Origin of the sequence: Mesorhizobium sp. YIM 152430 (assembly GCF_029210365.1) — a bacterium.
Classification (GTDB): Bacteria; Pseudomonadota; Alphaproteobacteria; order Rhizobiales; family Rhizobiaceae; genus Aliihoeflea.
Map to the genome: position 1 here is coordinate 180,472 of NZ_JARGES010000046.1, position 17,724 is coordinate 198,195.

Annotated in this window: 17 protein-coding genes and 1 tRNA gene; 6 read left to right on the forward strand and 12 right to left on the reverse strand. The window is 65.3% G+C overall.

Features of this window, described 5'->3' with window-relative positions; translation table 11 throughout:
• Positions 1–200 precede the first annotated feature (200 nt).
• Positions 201–1,100, forward strand: coding sequence for an alpha/beta hydrolase (locus PZ895_RS16025; protein ID WP_275839999.1), 900 nt, complete (start codon positions 201–203; stop codon positions 1,098–1,100).
• 459 nt (positions 1,101–1,559) lie between these two features.
• On the opposite strand, the gene PZ895_RS16030 is transcribed toward PZ895_RS16025, so the two are convergent.
• The 8 genes from PZ895_RS16030 to betI all read right to left on the reverse strand — a co-directional run bounded on the left by PZ895_RS16030 (position 1,560) and on the right by betI (position 7,964).
• Positions 1,560–1,769 (reverse strand): cold-shock protein, encoded by a 210-nt coding sequence (locus tag PZ895_RS16030; protein WP_024589137.1) that lies wholly within the window; start codon positions 1,767–1,769, stop codon positions 1,560–1,562.
• 157 nt (positions 1,770–1,926) lie between these two features.
• Complete coding sequence (locus PZ895_RS16035) at positions 1,927–2,151, reverse strand: hypothetical protein (RefSeq protein WP_275840000.1); 225 nt, start codon at positions 2,149–2,151, stop codon at positions 1,927–1,929.
• Positions 2,152–2,294: 143 nt separating this feature from the next.
• A tRNA-Pro gene (locus PZ895_RS16040) sits at positions 2,295–2,371 on the reverse strand.
• Positions 2,372–2,449: 78 nt separating this feature from the next.
• Positions 2,450–3,916 carry a betaine-aldehyde dehydrogenase gene (gene betB / locus PZ895_RS16045; protein ID WP_275840001.1) on the reverse strand — a complete coding sequence of 489 codons (1,467 nt, stop codon included), beginning with the start codon at positions 3,914–3,916 and terminating at the stop codon, positions 2,450–2,452.
• A 21-nt stretch (positions 3,917–3,937) separates the two neighbouring features.
• Positions 3,938–4,084, reverse strand: coding sequence for a hypothetical protein (locus tag PZ895_RS16050; RefSeq protein WP_275840002.1), 147 nt, complete (start codon positions 4,082–4,084; stop codon positions 3,938–3,940).
• 62 nt (positions 4,085–4,146) lie between these two features.
• Complete coding sequence (betA, locus tag PZ895_RS16055) at positions 4,147–5,799, reverse strand: choline dehydrogenase (RefSeq protein WP_275840081.1); 1,653 nt, start codon at positions 5,797–5,799, stop codon at positions 4,147–4,149.
• Between the two features lie 2 nt (positions 5,800–5,801).
• Entirely contained in the window at positions 5,802–7,322 is a 1,521-nt protein-coding gene (gene betC, locus PZ895_RS16060; protein ID WP_275840003.1) for a choline-sulfatase, read from the reverse strand.
• Positions 7,323–7,340: 18 nt separating this feature from the next.
• Positions 7,341–7,964 (reverse strand): transcriptional regulator BetI, encoded by a 624-nt coding sequence (betI, locus tag PZ895_RS16065; RefSeq protein WP_275840004.1) that lies wholly within the window; start codon positions 7,962–7,964, stop codon positions 7,341–7,343.
• 142 nt (positions 7,965–8,106) lie between these two features.
• Between betI and PZ895_RS16070 the strand changes: the two genes are divergently transcribed.
• Together PZ895_RS16070 and PZ895_RS16075 are read left to right on the forward strand one after the other, a co-directional pair.
• On the forward strand, positions 8,107–9,273 hold the full coding sequence (locus PZ895_RS16070) for an acetyl-CoA acetyltransferase (RefSeq protein ID WP_275840005.1): 1,167 nt from the start codon (positions 8,107–8,109) through the stop codon (positions 9,271–9,273).
• Positions 9,270–9,941 carry an SDR family oxidoreductase gene (locus PZ895_RS16075; RefSeq protein ID WP_275840006.1) on the forward strand — a complete coding sequence of 224 codons (672 nt, stop codon included), beginning with the start codon at positions 9,270–9,272 and terminating at the stop codon, positions 9,939–9,941. The genes PZ895_RS16070 and PZ895_RS16075 overlap by 4 nt, the downstream gene beginning before the upstream one ends.
• Before the next feature lie 81 nt (positions 9,942–10,022).
• Here the strand turns inward: PZ895_RS16075 and PZ895_RS16080 are convergent, their stop codons facing one another.
• The gene (locus PZ895_RS16080) at positions 10,023–10,760 is read right to left on the reverse strand and encodes a DUF3750 domain-containing protein (RefSeq protein ID WP_275840007.1); all 738 of its coding nucleotides are present in this window, start codon (positions 10,758–10,760) and stop codon (positions 10,023–10,025) included.
• A gap of 68 nt (positions 10,761–10,828) precedes the next feature.
• Here PZ895_RS16080 and PZ895_RS16085 point away from each other — a divergent pair, with 68 nt between their 5' ends.
• On the forward strand, positions 10,829–11,827 hold the full coding sequence (locus PZ895_RS16085; protein ID WP_275840008.1) for an asparaginase: 999 nt from the start codon (positions 10,829–10,831) through the stop codon (positions 11,825–11,827).
• A 17-nt stretch (positions 11,828–11,844) separates the two neighbouring features.
• Here PZ895_RS16085 and PZ895_RS16090 read toward each other — a convergent pair whose 3' ends face one another.
• Complete coding sequence (locus tag PZ895_RS16090; RefSeq protein WP_275840009.1) at positions 11,845–13,233, reverse strand: methylmalonyl-CoA mutase family protein; 1,389 nt, start codon at positions 13,231–13,233, stop codon at positions 11,845–11,847.
• 207 nt (positions 13,234–13,440) lie between these two features.
• Between PZ895_RS16090 and PZ895_RS16095 the strand changes: the two genes are divergently transcribed.
• Entirely contained in the window at positions 13,441–14,994 is a 1,554-nt protein-coding gene (locus tag PZ895_RS16095) for a helicase HerA-like C-terminal domain-containing protein (protein ID WP_275840010.1), read from the forward strand.
• 79 nt (positions 14,995–15,073) lie between these two features.
• Here PZ895_RS16095 and PZ895_RS16100 read toward each other — a convergent pair whose 3' ends face one another.
• Together PZ895_RS16100 and PZ895_RS16105 are read right to left on the reverse strand one after the other, a co-directional pair.
• Positions 15,074–15,799 (reverse strand): L,D-transpeptidase, encoded by a 726-nt coding sequence (locus PZ895_RS16100; RefSeq protein WP_275840082.1) that lies wholly within the window; start codon positions 15,797–15,799, stop codon positions 15,074–15,076.
• A 223-nt stretch (positions 15,800–16,022) separates the two neighbouring features.
• A complete protein-coding gene (locus tag PZ895_RS16105; RefSeq protein WP_275840011.1) occupies positions 16,023–16,685 on the reverse strand; it encodes a haloacid dehalogenase type II in 663 nt (220 codons plus the stop codon).
• 153 nt (positions 16,686–16,838) lie between these two features.
• Here PZ895_RS16105 and PZ895_RS16110 point away from each other — a divergent pair, with 153 nt between their 5' ends.
• Positions 16,839–17,708, forward strand: coding sequence for a branched-chain amino acid aminotransferase (locus PZ895_RS16110; protein WP_275840012.1), 870 nt, complete (start codon positions 16,839–16,841; stop codon positions 17,706–17,708).
• The last annotated feature ends 16 nt before the right edge of the window (positions 17,709–17,724 follow it).

Here is a 17,724-nt window from a genome sequence, read left to right on the forward strand (position 1 = left end):
CGAACAAACCGTCAAAATACACGCTTGAATTGTAGTTTGGACAAAAGGGTGCGGCATCGCGCTGTGACCTGAACACCACGCAGGCCACACCATGCGCAGGGCGTCTCACAAAATGTATCGCGCGGTAACCATAAATCGGTCTAATTGTGAGGCATGGTGGCAAGCACCAACGAATCGCGTCGCAAGGGAGAGTGGCCGATATGATCATGCGTTCGGGCAAACGCAGGAAGCAGGCGCGAGCCTTCGCCACCTTGATCATGCTCCTCGTCGCCGCCTGGGCGACCGCGGCGCATACCGTTCCCGAATACGTGCTCTTCCGTGACCGGCTGGCGCTCGACATCCTGAAATTCGACAGCAAGCTGAAGCTGGAGCCGATCGACCTGACGGCGGCGGACGGGCTGAAGCTGCGCTCCTATTACTTTGCGCCGCAGCCCGGCAAGCCGCTGATCGTCTACTTTCCCGACCGGCTCGGCGACATCATCTACAAGCCACGCCACCTGACGGCGCTCGCCGAGGAGGGCCATGGGCTGCTCCTGACCGGCTATCGCGGTTATGGCGGCAATCCGGGCCTGCCAAGCGAGGCGATGCTCTATGCGGACGCCTCCGCGATGATGGATCGCATCGCGGCCGACGACCTCGCGCCGGACGGCGTCATCGTCTACGGCTATTCGATGGGAACGGGCGTGGCGAGCTACGTCGCCTCGCGGGCCGAGACGCTGGGTCTCGTTCTGGAAGCGCCGTTCACGACGTTCGGGGATGCGGTGCGCCAGCAGTTCTCGCAGGTTCCCGAGTGGCTGCTGCGCACGAAGTTCGACACCCGTTCGCGGATAAACAAGGTCGAGGCGCCGATCCTGATCCTTGCCGGCGGCAAGGATCAGATCACCCCCGCGCGGTTCGCCGAGCATCTCGCGGCCATGAATTCGGACCGCACCTCGCTGGTCGTGGTGCCTGACGGCAATCACCTGAACCTGATCCGCAAGGGCGGCGCTGCTGCCGTGCATGGCTTTCTGGCAAAGCTCAAGGCGCCGCTGGCCGGAACGCAGACGGACATGGCCTATGGCGACGCGCCCCATGTCCTGCCGGTCAGCAACGTCTACTGACAATTGCCGATATATGTATGGGAATGGCGCGCGCACGGCGAAAGTTGGCGCGCACCCGAGCCGCGCAGTCGCGCCGTCATCGGCGGCTACCAGTGCATACTGGTCAGGAAGATGTAGAGGAAAGAGCCGAGCATTGCGGCAGCGATGCCGCCCAGCACCCACTCGAAAGCGGAAAGGCGTAGATGCTTCATCTGGTGTTCCTCCAGGAGCCGAAGCGGCTCCAATCCCCAGTGTGACAGATCGTGGCGATCATGCCACCGAAAAGGGCGGGGAGGACGAAACCAAAAAGAAGCGCCGGAAACAAAAAAGGCCGGGCTGAACCCGACCTTTCCGTCGCCTGAGGAAATCCGCTGCCAGTACATCCGTGGTCAGCAATTCCCGTCAGGCATTTCGGCGGCATCAAGAGCATGTCCGTCGCGCGCAAGACGCGCGTTCGGCGCTCGACGCCAGCCGAATTTCTTAGACGGCGCGAAGGTTCTCGGCAGAATTCTTGCCCGAACGCTTGTCCTGGACAACTTCGAAGCTGATCTTCTGGCCTTCGTTGAGGCCGTTCATGCCCGAACGCTCAACGGCCGAGATGTGAACGAAAACGTCCGTGCCGCCCTGGTCGGGCTCGATGAAGCCAAAACCCTTGGTCGAATTGAACCACTTAACGGTACCTGTAGGCATAACGATCTCCTTGGAATCGCTCGTGTAGACAGAAGCCCTTTTGGATCGGGCGTTTAGATCGATTATGGGAGGGACGTTCGTCGCAGGCGCCGTGGCGCAAAACAAAAATCATCTAGCAAGATCGATGCGCCAGATGTGGCGTCGCCGCCCCCAAAAGTCAAACCTTTATTTTCTTCGCCGCCTTTTTGGTCTTCGGGGCGGGCGCTTCCCTGGCCTCGGCGGCCTCCCTTTCCATCCGCAGCAATTGCAGGCGTGCAGTCTTCTTTTCGCGTGCGGTCACCTCGTCGTCGATGATCGCGCGGGCGGCTGCCGTCGTGATGTCGGCCTTGGCAGAAGGCGACGGCTTGGCCGTCTTGAAGACGGGATTGTTCAGATCAGACACTTCCGGAACTACCTCTCGATTGGCTGGGCGACCGAGCGCAATACCGGGTCGAACGACAAGAAGCGCCTGCGGCGCTCTCAGCCAATATAGGTCGTTTCGCTGGGAAATGCCAGAAGCAGGGCGAGAAGTCCCTGAAGTGTCTATGGTCGGAGTGGCAGGATTTGAACCTGCGACCCCCTCGTCCCGAACGAGGTGCGCTACCAGGCTGCGCTACACTCCGCGACCAGACGGCGGGCTTATAACCGGGGTTCGGTATGCCCGCAAGGCCCGCCCGGTCCTTTCGAGCGAAATCGATGCGTCAGTAGGGTGACGCAACGTCTCCGGTCTCGACATAGACCGACTTGACCTGGCTGTAATGGCCGAGCGCGGCAAGCGCGTTCTCGCGGCCGATGCCCGACTGCTTGACGCCGCCGAAGGGCATTTCGACGGGGGTCAGGTTGTAGGCGTTGATCCAGCATGTGCCGGCCTGCAACTGGCCGACGACGCGGTGACCGCGCGCAAGGTCGGCGGTGAAGACGCCTGCCGCAAGGCCGAACGGCGTGTCGTTGGCGCGCGCGATCACCTCGTCCTCGCTGGAAAAGCGCAACACGCTCATGACCGGGCCGAAAATCTCCTCGCGCGCGATGCGCATGGTGTCGGTGACATCGGCAAAGACGGTCGGCTCGATGAAATTTCCGCCCTCGAAGCCCTGCATGGTGGGCGCGCTGCCGCCGGTGAGAAGGCGGGCGCGATCCTCGTCGCGGCCGATGCGGATATGCTCCATCACCTTGTCGAACTGCGCACGGCTCGCCATCGGGCCCATCTGGGTTTCGAGATCGAGCGGATCGCCGAGGCGAATGGTCTTGGCGCGGGTGGCGAGGCGGTCGAGGAAACGGTCGTAGACGCCGTCCTGGACGAAGACGCGGGTGCCGTTGGAGCAGACCTGGCCGGTGGAGTAGAAATTGCCGAGCATCGCGCCGCCGATGGCGTTTTCCAGATGCGCGTCGTCGAAGATGATCAGCGGCGACTTGCCGCCGAGTTCCATCGTGGCGTGCTTCATGTGCTCCCCGGCGAGCGCCATGACCTTTTTGCCGGTCGGCACCGAGCCGGTCAGCGAGACCTTGTCGACATGTTCGTGGGCGACGAGGGCGGCGCCGACATCGCCATAGCCCTGGACGACATTGAAGAGCCCGGCGGGAAGACCAGCTTCGATATAAAGTTCGGCGAGCGCGAGCGCGGAGAGCGGCGTCGTCTCGGACGGCTTGAACACCATGGCATTGCCCATGGCGAGCGCCGGCGCGGATTTCCAGGCCGCGATCTGGATCGGATAGTTCCACGCGCCGATGCCGACGCACACGCCGAGCGGCTCGCGGCGCGTATAGGCGAAGGGGCCGCCGAGCTCGATGAACTCGCCGTTGAAGCCCGCGACGACGGAACCGAGATACTCGAGCGCGTCGGCGGCGGACGCGGCGTCGGCGACGAGCGTTTCCTGGATCGCCTTGCCGGTGTCGAGCGTCTCGAGACGCGACAGCTCGTCATTGCGGGCGCGCAGCAGATCGGCGGCCTTGCGCAGGATGCGGCCGCGCTCAATCGGCTTCAGCCGTGCCCATTCGCCCTGTGCCGAGCGGGCCGCTTCCACGGCCAGCTCGACGATGTTGGGAGTGGCGGCGTGAAGCTTCGCGATCACCTCGCCGGTGGCCGGATAGAGCACCTCGATCGTCCGTCCGCCTTCGTCCTCGACGAAGCGTCCGTTGATGAAATGCGATGCTTTCGGTTGGGCTTTCACGCGGCCTTCTCCCTGTGTTGGTCAGTTCTGCTCCACCGAGACGCCGGTCTCGTCGAGACGGATCTGGACGCCGGAGGGCTCGCTTTCCTTCTGGTAGACATAGATGCCGAGGCCGATGACGACCACGACGAGCGCGCCGACGAGCATGTAGAGCTGATTCTTCTGCATAACTGATTGCCTTGATCGGATGGTTGAAATGCCTCGGGCATACTGCGGTTTCGCACTCAAGCCTAGCGGTCGGACGTCTCCCAGCGCGGATTGATCCATGGCTCCTGGTTGGATGGGCTGAGCGGCTGGCGGCCGAGGATGTGGTCGGCGGCCTTTTCGCCGACCATGATCGAGGGCGCATTGAGATTGCCGTTGGTGATGCGCGGGAAGATCGACGAGTCGGCGACGCGAAGGCCATCGACGCCAATCACCCGGCATTCGGGATCGACCACCGCATGGGGATCGTCGGCACGGCCCATGCGGCAGGTGCCGCAGGGATGGTAGGCGCTTTCGGCATGGTCGCGGATGAAGGCGTCGAGCTGGTCGTCGGACTGGACTTCGACTCCCGGCGAGATTTCCCTGCCGCGATAGTCGTCGAAAGCGGCCTGGCCGAAGATCTCGCGCGTCAGGCGGATGCAGTGGCGGAAATCCGCCCAGTCGTCGGGATGCGACATGTAGTTGAAGCGGATCACCGGCTTTTCGTGCGGGTCGGACGAGCGCAGCGTGACCGAACCGCGCGACTTGGAGCGCATCGGCCCGACATGGGCCTGGAAGCCGTGCGACTTTGCCGCCGCCTTGCCGTCGTAGCGGATCGCCACGGGAAGGAAGTGATACTGGATGTCGGGATAGTCGACGCCTGCTTTCGAGCGCAGGAAGGCGGCGGCCTCGAAATGGTTCGACGCGCCGAGACCGGACTTGAAGAACAGCCATTCGGCGCCGATCAGCGCCTTGGAAAAGAGGTTGAGCTTCGAATAGAGCGTGATCGGCTTCGTCGATTCCTGCTGGATGTAGAGCTCCATGTGATCTTGCAGGTTCGCCCCGACGCCCGGCCGGTCGGCGACGGGCTTGATGCCGTGCTGCGCCAGATGCGCGGCCGGGCCGATGCCGGACAACATCAGGAGCTTGGGCGAATTGATCGACGAGGCGGCGACGATGACTTCGCGTTTCGCTTTAACGAATTGAATCTGTCTGCGCGCTTCGAACTCGACGCCGGTGGCGCGCTGATTCTCGATGACAATGCGGCGGACGAAGCCGTTGACGAGACTGACGTTCGGCCGCTTGAGGGCAGGGCGCAGATAGGCGTTGGCGGTTGACCAGCGGCGGCCGTGATGGATGGTCTGCTCCATCGCGCCGAAGCCTTCCTGTTTGGAGCCGTTATAGTCGTCCGTCGTCTCGAACCCCGCCTGTCGGCCCGCCTCGACGAAGGCGGCGTAGAGCGGGTTGCGGCGCGGGCCGCGCCTGACGTGCATCGGCCCGTCTGTGCCGCGCCAGCCCTCCTCGCCGCCATGCGCGGTTTCCATGCGCTTGAAATAGGGGAGCACGTCGGCATAGGCCCAACCGGCCGCGCCCTCGTTTGCCCAATGGTCGAAATCGCGCGCGTGGCCGCGCACATAGACCATGCCGTTGATGGAGGACGAGCCGCCGAGCACCTTGCCGCGCGGCGTGGCCAGCTTGCGCCCGCCCAGATGCGTCTCCGCCTCGCTCTCGAAGCCCCAGTCGTAGAGGCTCATATTCATCGGGAAGGAGAGGGCGGCAGGCATCTGGATGAAGGGGCCGATATCGGTGCCGCCATATTCGATGACGATGACGGAGTTCTGGCCGTCCTCCGACAGGCGGTAGGCCAGGGCGGCGCCGGCGGACCCCGAACCGACGATGACGTAATCGGCTTCAAGCATGGTCATTCGCCTCGCGGAAAGCGCTGGCGATCTTCCAGCACGTTGAGATCCATGTGGTTGCGCATGTAGCGCTCCGACGCCTTTTGCAGCGGTTGGAATTCCCAAGGGTAGTAGGCGCCGTTGCGCAGCGCCGGGTAGACGACCCAGCGGCGGGCCTGGCTTTCGCGCACCTCGGCATCGAAGCGCGCCATGTCCCAGCGCGCGCGGACCTTCGCCATGAATTCCGCGACGCGATCGGCATGGGCGGGGTCGGCGGCGAGATTGGTGAGTTCGGCCGGATCGGATTCCAGATCAAAGAGTTGCGGCGGGTCGATCTCGCAATGGACGAACTTAAACCGGCCCTCGCGGATCGCCACCATCGGCGCATAGGAGCCTTCGGCGGCATATTCCATCAGAACCGGCTCGTGGCGTTCATTACCGTCGATCATCGGTTTGAGCGAGGTGCCGTCCGTCCATGGCATGATGGCGCTCATGTCGATGCCGGCGAGATCGCAAATGGTCGGGCAGATGTCGAGATTCGAGGTCGGGGTGGCGTGATTGCCGGGTGCGATGCCCTTGCCGGCGATCATCAGCGGCACGCGGGCGGAGCCTTCGAGGAAGGACATCTTGAACCACAGGCCGCGCTCGCCAAGCATTTCGCCATGGTCGGAGCAGAAGAGGACGATCGTGTCCTCCGCCATGCGGGTCCGGTCGAGCGTGTCGAGGATCGCGCCGACATGGTCGTCGAGATAGGAGATGTTGGCGAAATAGGCGCGCCGCGACTTCTCGATGTCCGCGTCGGCGATGTCGAAGGCGGGGTAGTCGCTGGCGTGGTAGAGGCGCTGCGAATGCGGGTCCTGTTCCTCATAGGGGATGAAGCCGATTTCGGGCTTCAGATGCGCGCAATCCTCATAGAGGTCCCAATATTTCTGCCGCGCGACGAAGGGGTCGTGCGGGTGGGTGAAGGAGACGGTGAGGCACCAGGGGCGGCGGTTCTCGTCCTCGCTCAGGCGGGAAAGCTGGTAGAGCTTCTGGACGGCGTGGAAGGCGACCTCGTCGTCATATTCCATCTGGTTGGTGATCTCGGCGACGCCCGCGCCGGTGACCGAGCCGAGATTGTGATACCACCAGTCGATCCGCTCGCCGGGCTTGCGGTAGTCGGGCGTCCAGCCGAAATCGGCGGGGTAGATGTCGGTGGTCAGCCGCTCCTCGAAGCCGTGCATCTGGTCCGGCCCGACGAAATGCATCTTGCCCGACAGCGCGGTGTGATAGCCGGCGCTGCGCAGATGATGCGCGAAGGTGGGGATCGCGGAAGGGAACTCGGCCGCATTGTCGTAGACGCGGGTGCGCGAGGGCAACTGGCCGCTCATGAAGGCGGCGCGGCCGGGCGCGCAGAGCGGCGAGGCGGTGTAGTTGGCCGCGAACCGCGCCGCGCGCGCGGCCAGCGCCTTCAGATGCGGCGCGTGGAGGAAGTCGGCCGGGCCGTCCGGGAACAGCGTTCCGGTCAACTGGTCAACCATGAGGATGAGGATGTTCGGCTTCACTTGGTGTCCCCCCGGACGTTATTGGCTGTGCATCGAATGGGTCCGAAAACCGGTGCCCGTTTTTCGGTTTGATGCGATGATTTTGAGGTCGAGATAATCGTTGACGAGCGCGATGGCGGATGCCGCGTCCGGCGCGCCGTCCTTCAGCGCGCGGCGGATATAGAGCCCGTCGATCAGCGCGGCGATGCCTTCGGCGGTCTGTTCGGCATCGGCCACAAGCGGGCGCAGACCGCTCATCAGGTTCGAGTGGAGACGCCGGGCATAGATGCGCAGGAGCCGGCGCATCGGCTCGGAACGCTGCGCCTCGACATAGAAGGTCAGCCAGGCGGCGACCGTCTGCGCGGTGAACTGCTGGGCGGAGAAATTGACGGCGATGATCGCGCGGACGCGCTCCTCGGGCGTTTGCGCCTGGCCAAGCGCGATGCGGGCGTCGCGGCCGAGCTCGGCCAGGATGTGCCGCATGGTGGCGTGGAGGAGATCGTCCTTGGCGCCGAAATAGTGATGCGCGAGCGCGGAAGACACGCCCGCGCGCCTGGCGATCTGCGCCATCGTCACGTCGAGCGAGCCGCGCTCACCGATCGCGCCGATGGCGGCGTCGATGAGCGCCTTGCGGCGCAGCGGTTCCATTCCAAGCTTGGGCATGGAACCGGTTTATCGTTTATTGACTGGTCAATCAAGAACCGGAACAAAACGGATGTTCGTTCAGGACTGAACAAATTTCAGGTTTCGACAGGCGGTTGACGCATGGTAGGGTGCGCGCATTCCCTAGGAGGCCAGAATTCACATGACCGCTTGTATTGTCGGCTGGGCGCATTCCCAGTTCGGAAAACTGCCCGAAGAAACCGTCGAAAGCCTGATCACGGCCGTCGCGGCGGACGCGCTCTCCCATGCCGGCATCGGGCCGGAGGATGTGGACGAGATCGTGCTCGGGCACTTCAATGCGGGCTTCTCGGCCCAGGATTTCACCGCAAGTCTGGTGTTGCAGGCCGACGACCGGCTGCGCTTCAAGCCGGCGACGCGCGTCGAGAATGCCTGCGCGACCGGTTCGGCCGCCGTGCGCCAGGGCATCCGCGCCATCGAAGCCAATGCGGCGAAGATCGTGCTCGTCGTCGGCGTCGAGCAGATGACGACGACCAAGGGGCCGGATGTCGGCCGCAACCTCTTGAAGGCATCCTATCTGCCGGAGGAAGGCGACACGCCGGCGGGGTTCGCGGGCGTCTTCGGCGGCATCGCGCAGTCCTATTTCCAGCGTCACGGCGACCAGTCGGACGCGCTGGCGGCCATTGCGGCGAAGAACCACAAGAACGGCGTCGACAACCCCTATGCGCAGATGCGCACCGATTTCGGCTTCGACTTCTGCCGCAACGAGAGCGAGAAGAACCCGTTCGTCGCCGGTCCGCTGAAGCGCACCGACTGCTCGCTCGTCTCCGACGGCGCGGCGGCGATCGTGTTGGCCGACACGCGCACCGCGCTCGGGATGAGGCGCGCCGTCGCCTTCCGCGCCAACGAGCACGTGCAGGACTTCCTGCCACTGTCGAAGCGCGACATCCTGTTGTTCGAGGGCGCCGAGGAAGCCTGGGCGCGGGCGCTTAAGAACGCCGGCGTCAAGCTCGACGACCTCTCCTTCGTCGAGACGCATGATTGCTTCACCATCGCCGAACTGATCGAATATGAGGCCATGGGGCTGGCCAAGCGGGGCGAGGGCGGCAAGATCGCGCTCGAAGGCCAGACGAAGAAGGACGGCAGGCTGCCGGTCAATCCGTCGGGCGGGCTGAAATCCAAGGGCCACCCGATCGGTGCGACGGGCGTTTCCATGCACGCGCTTTCGGCCATGCAACTGACCGGCGAGGCGGGCGGCATCCAGATCCCGAACGCCAAGCTGGCGGGCATCTTCAACATGGGCGGCGCGGCGGTCGCCAACTACGTCTCGATCCTCGAGCGCATCAAGTGAAACGACCGGCCGTCGTCACCGGCGGGGCGACCGGCATCGGCTTTGCCGTTGCCGAGCGCCTGCTGGACGATGGCTGGCCCGTCGCCATCATCGACGCCGACGCCGAGGCGATCTCGGAAGCGGAGGAACGGCTGGGCGACGAGGACGCGATCTTCATCCGCGCCGATCTGACGGACGAGGAGGAGATGGAAGTGGCGTTCGACCAGTGCGTCGACGCCTTCGGCCCGCTCGCAGCCCTCGTCAACGCCTCGAGCCATGCGCCTGCGGGCGGACTTGACGAGACGACTGGGGAGTTCCTGCGCGAGGTGCTGGAAGTCAATCTCGTCGCGACGCTGACCGCCTGCCGGGCGGGCGTCGAGCGGCGTGGCGACGAACTCGCGATCGTCAATCTGTGCGCCGCTGCCGGGCAGGGGCGGCTCGCCTACGGCATCGCGCAGGCAGGCATCCGCGCGCTGACCGAGGGGCTTGCTGTCGAGCTCGGGCCGAAGGGCGTGCGCGTCAACGGCGTCTGCACGGGAGCGGACGAGCATGTCGAGACGCTGCCGCTGCGGCGCGTGGCGGATGAGGAGGAGGTTGCCGGCGCGGTGGCGTATCTGTTGTCGATCGATGCGAGCTATGTCAGCGGGCATGTGCTGGTGGTCGACGGGGGGATGTCGAAGGCGGGGTGAGGCTGGGTGCTGGCTTGCTTGTGAAAGCGAGCCGGGCTGACAGGGGCGGATGGGTCGGCAGCGCGGGAACGGCGGCGGTGTTCAGTAAACCGAGATCGTCCCGTAGCCCGGCACTTTCAAACCAAGCCGCTTCAGGTCGACGCCGGCCACCAATCCCAGAAAGTGAAACTCGATGCCGCTCGCCGCGCCGATGGTGAAGCCGGCATAGCCGCCGAGGGAGACGCGGAAGTCGCGGCCGTCGGGAGTCATGCCGAATGTGCCGAGGCCGGGGGCGTAGTCGCGGCCGACGGCGTTGGGCGGGAGTCGGCCGCCGAAGCCGGGGACGGCGTCGAGGACATTGGCGACGAAGCTGTTGGAGTTGGGGCCGGGCCAGATGCGGTAGCCGCCGGGTTCAGCATAGGGATAGGCCGCGATAGCGGCGTCGAACTGGGGCAGCAACTGCCCGGCCGCCGCGCCCTGGACGGAATGGACCACATAAGGCGGGTTCGAATACCAGTACCCGTCCGCGTCGCGATGGTTGCGGCGGACGGGCGAACCCCAGCCGACCTTGTCGTAGCGCTCGTAGGTCGTCTCCCCAGGGCGCTTCAGCACGATCCAGCTATGCACCGACAATGCGCCCTTGAGCCCGCCGGTGCGCGCGGCGAGGACGTAAATGCCAGCATCGTCGGCAGCGGGCGGCGGCAGCAGGCCGGACGACGTCCAGGTCGCGCCGCGCCAGCTATCGGGCCGGTCGGTGATCGACCACCAGGCGAGCGTCGCCAGCGCCGGCAGCAGAAAGAAGACGAAGACGAGGGCGGCGAGACGCAGGGCGATGGTCATGAAGCGGCGCGCTTCCTTTCGGGCGGGCAAATCGGTATGTGGCGGGCAGTGGTTCTTGAGGGAAGATAATGGCGAATCCGGTTCTGGTCGAAGTCACGCGCGGAAATGTGATCGAAAGCCGCCATCGCGGCGCGGTTTCGGTGTTCGACGGCGACGGGACGCAGGTGCTGTCGATCGGCGATGTCGCGCGGCCGGTTTTCCCGCGCTCGGCAGTGAAGTCGATCCAGGCGCTGCCGCTGGTCGAGAGCGGCGCGGCGGATGCCTATGGATTTTCGGATGCCGATCTGGCGCTCGCCTGTGCATCGCACGCCGGCGAGACGCGCCATGCCGACCGCGCGGCGTCGATGCTGGCGCGTGCCGGGCTCGATGCAAGCGCGCTCGAATGCGGCGCGCACTGGCCGACGCGGCAGGAGGCGCTGGTCGAACTGGCGCGTTCCGGCGCGTCCCCGACGGCCCTGCACAACAACTGCTCGGGCAAGCATTCGGGGTTCGTCTGCACCTGCCGGCATCTGGGCATCGATCATCGCGGCTATTTGAAGGCCGGGCACCGCTCGCAGGAGATGGTGCGCGAGGCGATGGAAACTGTGACGGGCGCGGCGCACTTTGAGGACGCCTGCGGCACCGATGGCTGCTCGATCCCGACCTATGCGATCCCGCTGACCGATCTGGCGCGCGGCTTTGCGCGGATGGTGACGGGGCGCGGGCTCGGAGAAAAACGCGCGGCAGCGGCGAAGAGGCTGATCGCGGCCTGCATGGCCGAGCCGTTCTACGTTTCGGGCACGGACCGGATGGACACGCGGCTGATGATTGCGGGTGTGGGGCGGATCTTCGTCAAGGTCGGCGCGGAGGGGGTTTATTGCGGCGCGTTGCCAGAGCTTGGGCTCGGCTTTGCGCTGAAATGCGACGATGGTGCGGTGCGGGCGGCGGAGACGATGGTCGCGGCGCTGATCGCGCAATTGATGAAGGGGGAGTTGGGGGAGCGGGTCGGCGAGATGGCGCGGCCGGTGATGACGAACTGGAACGGGATCGAGGTCGGGACGGTGCGGCCGGTGGGCGGCCTCACGTAGGACCGCGACGTCGCGCCTTAGCCCACCACATCCTCTTCCAGCCGTCGCGGCGAGAGCTTTTCGCAAAACACGGTGCCGTCCTCGGGCAGCGGCTTGACCGGGGCGTCGAGCGTGGGCTGCGAGACCGGGACGGGCGGTTCGAAGACGGTGGCGCCGACGATGACGTTCTGGCCGCCGCGGACCGTCTCGATGCGGGCCTGGCGGGCTTCGAGGACGCGTTCCTGAAGACGGCCGTCCACAAGCGAGCGCAGGATGCCGCCTTCGTTCTCGATCCGGCGGAATTCTTCCCATGCGGTTTCGCACAAGGATGCGATGAGCTGATTCTGAAGATCGGGCGCGGGCGTCGGGTTGGAGATCGGGCGAAGCTGCACCTCGCGCTTCATCACGGTCTGCGTGGCGAGCGCCATGCGGCGGGCGGCGCTTTCCGGCAGGCCGAGCGGCATGGTGTGCGGCAGGACCGAAACCGAATTTGCGCCGCCGCCTATCGCAGCCGCGGCTGCGAGCGTGTTACGCGTCAGATTCGTTTCCGGATCGAGACGGCTCATCATGCGGAACGAGGTTTCGGCATGGATGCTGGCCGGGACCGGCGGCAGCGAGGACTGCTCCTCCACGGCGGCCCAAAGGGCGCGCAGGGCGCGGATCTTGACGATGGTCGACAGCGGGTCCTGACCCGCGGCGAGGGCGAAGCCGATATGCGGCGCGGCATAGACCAGCGGCTGGCGGGCTTCCTCGAACATGCGCAGATGGCCGACCGCCGAGGCGAGGATTATTCCGAGTTCCTGCGCGTCGGTCGCTCCGGCATTGTGGACGACGCGGCCGTCGGCCTCGAGGAAGACCGCCGGCGCGCCGACGGAGAAGAAATGGGCCAGCGACTGCGGCATTGACGCCTGCAACGCCTCGATCGACATGCGCAGCCGGCCGGTGCCGGCGAAGACGGCGCCCGGATCTACGCCGAAGGACAGGCTGAGCCGGGCCGGATCGACATTCGGCCAGTTGTGGAAAAGCGTCTCCATCCAGTCGACCGAGGCGCGGCTGGCCGGATGGACGTCGATGCGCAGATGCACCTTGTCGATGGGAACGCCCTTGAGTGCGGTGCGCAGCGCCTCGGGCGTGGCGGGAAGGCCGTAGCCGAACGCGTTCGGCGCCCCCTCGAAGACCAGCGCGAGGCCGTCGGCTCCATTGGCCAGATCGGTCAGCGCCTGCTGGTTGGCGCGGGCGGGATCGGGATCGTCGACCCGTTGCAGGATCTTCCACTGGGCCGCGCCGCCGGCGCGCATCTGTAGACCCGACGCGTCGACCTCGTAATGAACGCGCGGCGACGCCGCAGGTGCGGCTGCAAGACGTTCGAGCCAGCTTTCCCGCTTCATCGCCGTGAACGATCTGGTGCCGACGCTTGCTGCTTCCATTTCCACCCTTCCTTTGGCTGCACGCGGGCAGCCCGTCCCGATTGAACTTAAGGGTGCGGGACGACACGCGCAACGCGGCAGGGCGCGGCAAGGTGTCTTTTGCCCATACGATGTTGCACATGCGTCCTGGAAGGCGGCGGACCACTTGACGTTGGCTGCTCATATGATGAACGTGACGGCGAGCGGTTTGGCAGTGGAGGGGCGTCGATGTGGCAGGCGGAGAGCATTTTCCTGGGCGCGAGCCGCAAGCCGGACGACAGCTATCAGGGGCCGGAGGAACTGATTCTCAAATACGGCAACCGGCACGGGCTGGTGACCGGCGCCACCGGCACCGGCAAGACTGTGACGCTGCAAATCCTCGCCGAAGGCTTCTCGGATGCCGGCGTGCCGGTGTTCTGCGCCGACATCAAGGGTGACGTGGCGGGCCTGGCGAAGTCGGGCGAGCCGAAGGACTTTCTCGCCAAGCGCGCCGAGGCGATCCAGCTTTCGAATTATGAATTCAAGGAATTCCCGGTCGTCTTCTGGGACCTCTTCGGCGAACAGGGCCACCCGATCCGCGCCACGGTCTCGGAGATGGGGCCGCTGCTCTTGTCGCGGCTTCTCAACCTGACGGAGGCGCAGGAAGGCGTCGTCAACATCGCCTTCAAGCTGGCCGACGAGGAGGGGATGCTTCTTCTCGACATGAAGGACATGCAGTCCATGCTGGCCTCCATGGCCGAGCGCGCGAGCGAACTCTCGAGCCGCTACGGCAACATCACCAAGGCGTCGGTCGGCGCGATCCAGCGGGCGCTGCTGGTGCTCGAAGGGCAGGGCGGCGACCACTTCTTCGGCGAGCCGGCGCTGCGCATCTCCGACCTGATGCGCACCACGCGCGACGGGCGCGGCGCGATCAACGTGCTCGCCGCCGACCGCCTGATGATGAATCCGCGGCTCTACGCGACCTTCCTTTTGTGGCTGATGTCGGAACTGTTCGAGGAACTGCCTGAGATCGGCGACCCGGACAAGCCGAAGCTCGTCTTCTTCTTCGATGAGGCGCATCTCTTGTTTTCCGACGCGCCGAAGGTGCTGGTCGAGCGCGTGGAGCAGGTGGTGCGGCTGATCCGCTCCAAGGGCGTCGGCGTCTATTTCGTCACCCAAAATCCGCTCGACGTGCCGGAGACGGTGCTGGCGCAATTGGGCAACAGGGTTCAACATGCCCTCCGCGCGTATACGCCGCGCGAGCAGAAGGCGGTGAAGACGGCGGCCGAAACGTTCCGGCCGAACCCGGATTTCAACTGCGCCGACGCGATCACGCAGCTCGGCACCGGCGAGGCGCTGGTCTCGACGCTGGAGGAAAAGGGCGTGCCGTCGATGGTGCAGCGGACCCTGATCCGCCCGCCATCCTCGCGGCTGGGACCGCTGACGCCCGACGAACGCCGGCAGGTGATAGGCCAGAGCCCGGTGGCGGGGCAATACGACACGACCATAGATCGCGAATCCGCCTACGAGATGCTGGCAAAGCAGGCCGAGGCGAAGGCGCGCGCGGAGGAGGACCAGCGGACGCGCGAGGCGGCGCAGAAGGAAGAGGCGGCGCGCGGCCGCTGGACGCTGCCGGACATCAACGGCGATGGCCGCCGCGACCGCGCTCCGGCACGGCCGCGCGCCTCGAACCGTCAGTCGGTAGCCGAAGCCGCGATGAAGTCGGTCGTTCGCTCGGTCGGCTCTTCGGTCGGGCGGGCGCTGGTGCGCGGGATCTTGGGGAGCTTGAAGAAGGGATTTTAGGGGAGTGTTTTGTTGAAGTCACCCCACCCTTTATGCCCCTTGTGGAGAGGGATAAAGGGTGGCGGCCCTTCGATAAAGACTACGCGACGCCGAGGCTGGGCACGACGAGGATCGGCGAGCCGTTCGGGACGCGGTCGTAGAGGTCGACGACGTCCTGGTTGATCAGTCGCACGCAGCCCGACGAGACCGACTGGCCGATGGACCACCATTCGGGCGAGCCGTGCAGGCGGTAGAGCGTGTCTTCGCCGTTCTGGAAGATGTAGAGCGCCCGCGCGCCGAGCGGGTTTTGCAGGCCCGGTTCCATGCCGCCATTCTCGATCGAATAGGGCTCGAGTTCGGGCTGGCGGGCGACCATTTCGTCCGGCGGGGTCCAGCGCGGCCATTTGCGCTTCCACTGAACGACCGCGCGGCCGGACCAGGCGAAGCCTTCGCGGCCGAGTCCGACGCCGTAGCGCATCGCCTGCCCGCCCGGCTGGACGAGATAGAGGTAATGCTGCGACTGGTCGACGACGATCGTTCCCGGCACCTCGCCGGTCGGATCGGGCACCATCTGGCGCAGATAAGCCGGGTCGATTCGCTCGACGGGAATGGCGGGCAGTTCGTAGCCCTCGTCGACGCGGGCGCTGTAGATGTCCTGATAGTAGGCGAGGTCGTAATTCGGCCGCACCGGGGCCGGCGCGACGGCGCCGATCGTCTCGCGGCGGGGAATGCTGCTGGTGCAGGCGGAAAGGGCGAGCGAGGCGGCACCCGCGGCGGCTGCGCCCAGGAAACGGCGGCGGGAAAGGCGTTCAATCGTGTCCAAAATGAGGCTCCAGTGCGGATCAGGCGAAGGAACGCGGCAACGTCGCGCAAGGTTCCGGCAAGTTGTCGCCGGTCTGGCGGCGGGGTTAACGCATCCCCCTGGAAACCGGGAAGTTTGCGCCCGCCCCGCACCGGATCGGCAAACCAGTGTGGTCGACATGTCACAGTTGTGGAAGGCGGCAGCCGGTCAAGACGCCGTGATGACGATCGTTACTTTGTGTCGCCGTTCACACTCCCGCAATGACTCCGTCGAGCGAGGGCAGGACGAGCCCGGCAGGCTGATCGGGATATTCGTCCGGCATTCCGGCCCTGTTGATCCAGATCGTGCGGAAGCCGAAGCGGGCCGCGCCCGCCACGTCCCAACGATTTGAGGACTGGAAGGAGACGGCGTTCGGATAGAGCCGCCATTGGGTCGTGATCAGGTCATAGACGTCCGGATGCGGCTTGTAGCGGCGGATGCGTTCGACGGAGACGATGTCGTCGATGATGGTGTCGAGTGCGGCGTTCTTCACCGCGGATTCCAGCATGGCCGGCGAGCCGTTGGAAAGGATCGCGAGCCGCACGCCGCCGGCCTTGAGCGCTTTCAGCACCTTCGGCACTTCCGGGTAGCAGTCGAGTTTCCAGTAGGCATCGAGCAGCGGCTGGCGCAAAGCCTTGTCGGCGGAGGGCACGCGCGCGAAGGCGACGTCGAGCGCCCGCTCGGTCAGTTCCCAGAAATCCCGGTACTCGCCCATCAGCGACAGGGTCCACGAATATTCGAGCTGCTTGGCACGCCAGATTTCCGACAGCATCTGCCCATCCGGCCCGATTTCGCCCGCATGGCGGCGCACGGCGGCGTGGACGTCGAAAAGCGTGCCATAGGCATCGAAGACGTAGGTGGAGAATTTCATCAGCGTGGGCCCTTCATGGCGGGGACTTGACCCAAATGACCGTTTCCGGTCAAGCATTGCCCCTCTTTGGACCGATCGATTGGCTCGTCTGTCGGTTGACCCGCTGCGCAGGCTCGCCTTTGCATATGCGCCGAACACGAACAGGAAAACATCATGACACTCGCAGTACCGGCGCAAAGCGCAACCTGGACCTTCGTCGACGGCGGCTGGCACGAGGGCAATGTGGCGCTGGTCGGCCCGCGCAGCCATGTGATGTGGCTCGGATCGAGCGTCTTCGACGGCGCGCGCTGGTTCGAGGGCGTGGCGCCCGATCTCGACCTCCATGCCGAACGTGTCAACGCTTCGGCGCGCGCGCTCGGCTTGAAGCCGACGGTGGAGCCGGGCGAGATCGTGCGCCTGACCTTCGAGGGGCTGAAGAAGTTCGACGGCAGGACGGCGGTCTACATCCGGCCGATGTACTGGGCCGAGCATGGCGGCTATATGGGCGTGCCGTCCGACCCGGAGTCGACGCGCTTTTGCCTGTGCCTCTATGAATCGCCGATGCAGGCGCCGGACGGGTTTTCGGTCACCGTCTCGCCCTTCCGCCGCCCGACGATCGAAACCATGCCGACCAACGCCAAGGCCGGCTGCCTCTACCCCAACAACGGCCGCGCTATTCTTGAAGCCAAGGGCCGCGGCTTCGACAATGCGTTGGTGCTCGACATGCTGGGCAACGTCGCCGAGACGGGCTCGTCCAACGTCTTCATGGTCAAGGACGGCGAAGTGATCACGCCGGTGAAGAACGGGACGTTCCTGCCCGGCATCACCCGCGCCCGCACGATGGGGCTTTTGAAGGAGGCAGGCCATTCGGTTTCAGAGCGCACCCTGACCGTCAAGGACTTCATGGAGGCCGACGAAATCTTCTCGACCGGTAACCACTCCAAGGTCATCCCGATCACGAAGATCGAGGACCGCAACCTTCAGCCCGGACCGATCGCGAAAAAGGCGCGGCAATTGTACTGGGATTGGGCTCACGCCAACTAAGCGCAGCGCGCGTGCC